The organism is Mesorhizobium sp. M2A.F.Ca.ET.067.02.1.1 (assembly GCF_004023285.1).
Classification (GTDB): domain Bacteria; phylum Pseudomonadota; class Alphaproteobacteria; order Rhizobiales; family Rhizobiaceae; genus Mesorhizobium.
In genome coordinates this window covers 1-4,475 of sequence record NZ_RZSB01000500.1, presented here as the reverse complement: position 1 = coordinate 4,475, position 4,475 = coordinate 1, and the positions used below count along the sequence as shown (strand labels likewise).

Genomic DNA, 4,475 nt, shown 5'->3' with positions numbered 1-4,475 from the left:
CCCTTCTCCCCTTGCGGGAGAAGGTGTCGCCGAGGGCGACGGACGAGGGGTGCTCCAGGGAAAGCAAACGTCTCACTCCGCTGGAACACCCCTCATCCGTCTCGGCGCTATCGCGCCGATCCACCTTCTCCCACAAGGGGAGAAGGGAAAAGCTACTCCGTCTTCTCGTCCAGCAATCCCGAGATGAAGTCGAACAGGCCAGGCCGCCTGTCGCGGCGCAGACGCTCGGCGGCAACGATGGCGCGGACCTCGGCGAAGGCGCGGTCGAGATCGTCGTTGACGATGACGAAGTCGTATTCTTTCCAATGCTCGATCTCCAGGCGAGCGTTCTTCAGCCTGGTCTCGATGACGGATTCCTGGTCCTCGGCGCGTCGCTTCAGGCGCGCCTTCAATTCCTTCATCGACGGCGGCAGGATGAAGATCGAGACGATGTCGGCGCGCATCTTCTCCTTGAGCTGCTGGGCGCCCTGCCAGTCGATGTCGAACAGCATGTCGCGGCCTTCGGCCAGCGCGATTTCCGCTGGCTCGCGCGGCGTCGCATAGCAATTGCCGTGCACCTCGGCCCATTCGAGCAGCGCGTCGGAATCGCGCAGCCGCTCGAAGTCGCGCATGGAGCGGAAATGATAGTGGACGCCTTCGATCTCCGAACCGCGGCGCGGCCTTGTCGTGACGGAGACCGAAAGCTCGAGGCTTGGATCGCTCTCCAGAAGGTTGCGCGCGATCGTCGACTTGCCGGCGCCCGACGGCGACGACAGCACCAGCATCAATCCGCGGCGGCGGATGCGGGATCCCAGATCCCTGACAGCCGTCGGTTCCTTGGCAACCATTCCCGTCACTCCAGATTCTGGACCTGTTCGCGAAACTGGTCGACCACCGCCTTGAGCTCCAGCCCGATCGCGGTGACCGCGGCGGCGTTCGACTTGGAGCACAAGGTATTCGATTCGCGATTGAATTCCTGCGCCAGAAAATCGAGCTTGCGGCCGATCGCACCGCCGCCTTTGAGCAGCGTCCGCGCCGAAGCGACATGCGTCTTCAGCCGGTCGATCTCCTCGCGGATGTCGGCCTTGGTGGCGAGGAAGGCCGCCTCCTGATGCAGCCGGACGGCATCGAGATTGGCCGAGGCATCCATCAACAGGCGTACCTGCTCCGTGATGCGCTCGCGGATTGCCGCCGGCTCCCGCGACGGATCGGCTTCGGCCTTCAGCGTCAACGCCTCGATCGCGTCGATATGGCCGGAAAGCAGCGCGCCAAGTGCCGCGCCCTCGCCTTGCCGCGCCTGTTCCAGCCCGGCGAGCGCTGCCTCGAGCGCCGACAGGATCGCGGCGTCAAGAGCGGCGCGCTCCTCCTCGGTCTCCATCGCCTCGGGAATGTCGAGCACGCCGCGCAGCGAGAGCAGGCCGTCGGCGGTGGCGGGCTCGGTGCCGAACTGCTCCTGCAAGCGCTTCGCCAGTCCCGCCAGATCCTTGAGGAACGCCTCGTTAACCACCGGCTGGGCTTGCCTGGCAGCAGCGCGGCCGACGGTCAATGTCGCCTGGAAATTGCCGCGCGCGAAACGCTTCTGAACAGTCTGCCGGACAGAGGTCTCCAGCCGGTCGAAACCCTGCGGCAACCTCAGCCGAACCTCGGCGCTCTTGCCGTTCACCGATTTCACCTCCCAGGCGATCGAGGTGCCCTCGCTCTCGGCGGCGGACCGCGCGAAACCGGTCATGCTTTGCAGGTTCATTGTGCCTGTCATCCCCTGTCGCAGGCCAACGCAAGCGGCCCGGCGCTACACGCCCTAGAGCGTTTCACCGTTTCACGGAAACGGCGAACCACTCTATCTCTTTGTTTTTACGCAATTCCGGACGGAAAACCGCTCACACTTTTCCTGGAATTGCTCTAAAAATCGCCGGACGATCGGCCGGCGCCCCCTCAAAACATGAATATGGCGTCGCGTCAAAGGACGCGTGCGGCATGCTTATTGAGCCGCGTCGCCGCCCGCGTCGCCGTTTTCGCCGCTGTCGCCATTGTCGCCGGCGTCGCCGCCTTCGGGAGCGGCCGGGGCCGTCGTCTGGCCGGAAGCCTTGGCGGCGGCGTCCGCCTGCTTCTTCTGCAGCGTCCGATAGCGGGCGACATTCTGGTTGTGCTCTTCCAGCGTCGCGGCAAAGACGTGGCCGCCATTGCCGTCGGCAACGAAATAGAGATCGCTGGTCTTCGATGGATTGGCGACCGCTTCGAGCGCCGCGCGGCCCTGGTTGGCGATCGGCGTCGGCGGCAGGCCCTTGACCAGATAGGTGTTGTAGGGCGTCTGCTTGTCGAGGTCTGACTGATAGATCGGCCGGTCGGCGGGTTTGCCCTTGCCGCCGAACAGGCCGTAGATGATGGTCGGGTCGGATTGCAGCCGCATGCCCTTGGCCAGCCGGTTGAGGAAGACGGCGGCAACGCGCGAGCGTTCGTCGCTCCGGCCCGTTTCCTTTTCCACGATCGACGCCAGCGTGACGAAATCATCGATGTTGGCGATCGGCAGGTCGGGCGCGCGGTGCGACCAGACGTCCTCGACCAGCTTCTTCTGATCGGCGACAAGCTTGTCGATCATCTGCTGGCGGGTGTCGCCGCGGGTGAAGCGCAACGTGTCGGTGGCGATGCTGCCCTCGGGCGGCAAGGTCGCCGGCATGTCGCCGGTGAGCGCCTCCTGATCGGCCATGCGCTGCAATGCCTGCTGGACCGTCAGCCCCTCGGGAATGGTGAGCGAGTACATCACCGACTTGCCGCTCTTGAAGAGCTCCATGATGTCGCGCATCGAGGCGCGCGGCTTGATGGCGTATTCACCGGCCTTCAGCGCCGATTCATTGCCGGTGGCGCGCACGCCGAGCCGGAAGATGCGGGCATCGCTGATCAGGCTGCGGCGTTCGAGCTGATCGGCGATCTCCTGCACGCCGGTGTTGGGCTTGATCATGAAGGTGTCGCCATTGGCGGACGGGCCGGGCTCGACGAATGCCTGCATGCCGAAATAGAGCGCGGCCCCCGAGGCCAGCACGAGAAGGATCGCAATGGACAGGAAGAAATTCAGGAACACCACGACCTGGCTGCGCGAGGCGCGCGAGCGCTTCGACGGCGGCGGCGTGCCGGCTTCCGGACGCAACGCCTCGGCCGCGGTCTTCGGCACGATCGGGCCCTTCGCGCCTTGCCGCCCGAATTCCCCGTCGCTCGGATTAGTGTTCATGACGCCCTGCCGTCTGATCTTGCAATGAATCCCCCGGCGCAAGGCTAGGGGCGAATTTGGCAAAAATGACGGCAGTTGGCGGACTGCCGATTAGCTGTCTGTCTCGGCGCAATGCCGGGTGGAACCGTGCACTCCTCCCGGGGCCGCTCCGGTTGCTGCTCAGCCGTTGTAACGCTGGAACACGAGCGATGCGTTGGTGCCGCCGAAACCGAAGGAATTCGACAGCGCGACGTCGATCTGGCGCTGGCGCGGCTTGTTCGGCACGAGATCGATCGCTGTCTCGCGTTCCGGATTGTCGAGATTGATGGTGGCGGGGGCGATGTTGTCGCGGATGGCAAGGATCGAGAAGATCGCTTCCGCGGCGCCCGCGGCGCCCAGCAGATGGCCGACCGACGACTTGGTCGACGACATCGAGATCTTCGAGGCGGCATTGCCGACCAGGCGCTCGACCGCGCCAAGCTCGATCGTGTCGGCCATGGTCGAAGTGCCATGGGCATTGATGTAATCGACATCGGCCGGGGAAAGCTTCGCCCGGTTCAGCGCCGCCGTCATGCAGCGGAAGGCGCCGTCGCCGTCCTCGGCCGGGGCGGTGATGTGGTAGGCGTCGCCGGTCAGTCCGTAGCCGGTGACTTCGGCATAGATCTTGGCGCCGCGCGCCTTGGCGTGCTCGAGCTCTTCCAGCACGACGACGCCGGCGCCCTCGCCCATGACGAAGCCGTCACGGTCGCGGTCATAGGGACGCGAGGCGGTCTCCGGCGCATCGTTGCGGTCGGTGGAGAGCGCGCGGCAGGCGGCGAAGCCCGCGATCGACAGCCGGGTAACCGGCGCCTCGGCGCCGCCCGCCACCATGACGTCGGCATCGCCCCACATGATCAGCCGGGCCGCGTCGCCGATGGCGTGCGCGCCGGTGGAGCAGGCGGTGACTACCGCGTGGTTCGGGCCTTTCAAGCCGTGACGGATGGAGACCTGGCCAGAGACCAGGTTGATGATCTGCCCGGGGATGAAGAACGGGCTGATGCGGCGCGGGCCGCGATCCTTGAGGATCATCGCGTTTTCGGCGATGCCGTCGATGCCGCCGATGCCTGAGCCGATCAGCACGCCGGTGGCGCACTGATCCTCATGCGTCTCAGGCTTCCAGCCGGAATCGGCCAGCGCCTCGTCGGCGGCCGCGATGCCGTAAAGAATGAAGTCGCCGATCTTGCGCAATTCCTTCGGCTCGAGCACGGCCTCCGGATTGAAGGTGCCATTCGAGCCGTCGCCGCGCGGGATGATG

At 65.5% G+C, this 4,475-nt stretch carries 4 protein-coding genes; all 4 read right to left on the bottom strand.

Annotation, left to right across the window (positions count from 1 at the left end; translation table 11 throughout):
* Positions 1-152: 152 nt before the first annotated feature.
* The gene (gmk, locus tag EOA28_RS26080) at positions 153-827 is read right to left on the bottom strand and encodes a guanylate kinase (RefSeq protein WP_128315436.1); all 675 of its coding nucleotides are present in this window, start codon (positions 825-827) and stop codon (positions 153-155) included.
* A gap of 5 nt (positions 828-832) precedes the next feature.
* Complete coding sequence (locus EOA28_RS26075) at positions 833-1,723, bottom strand: YicC/YloC family endoribonuclease (protein WP_126078245.1); 891 nt, start codon at positions 1,721-1,723, stop codon at positions 833-835.
* A gap of 234 nt (positions 1,724-1,957) precedes the next feature.
* Positions 1,958-3,202: an endolytic transglycosylase MltG gene (gene mltG / locus EOA28_RS26070; RefSeq protein ID WP_128315435.1), complete on the bottom strand. Its 1,245-nt coding sequence runs from the start codon at positions 3,200-3,202 to the stop codon at positions 1,958-1,960.
* 159 nt (positions 3,203-3,361) lie between these two features.
* Positions 3,362-4,475 (bottom strand): beta-ketoacyl-ACP synthase II (gene fabF, locus EOA28_RS26065; RefSeq protein WP_128315434.1); only part of this gene is annotated, 1,114 nt, incomplete at its 5' end.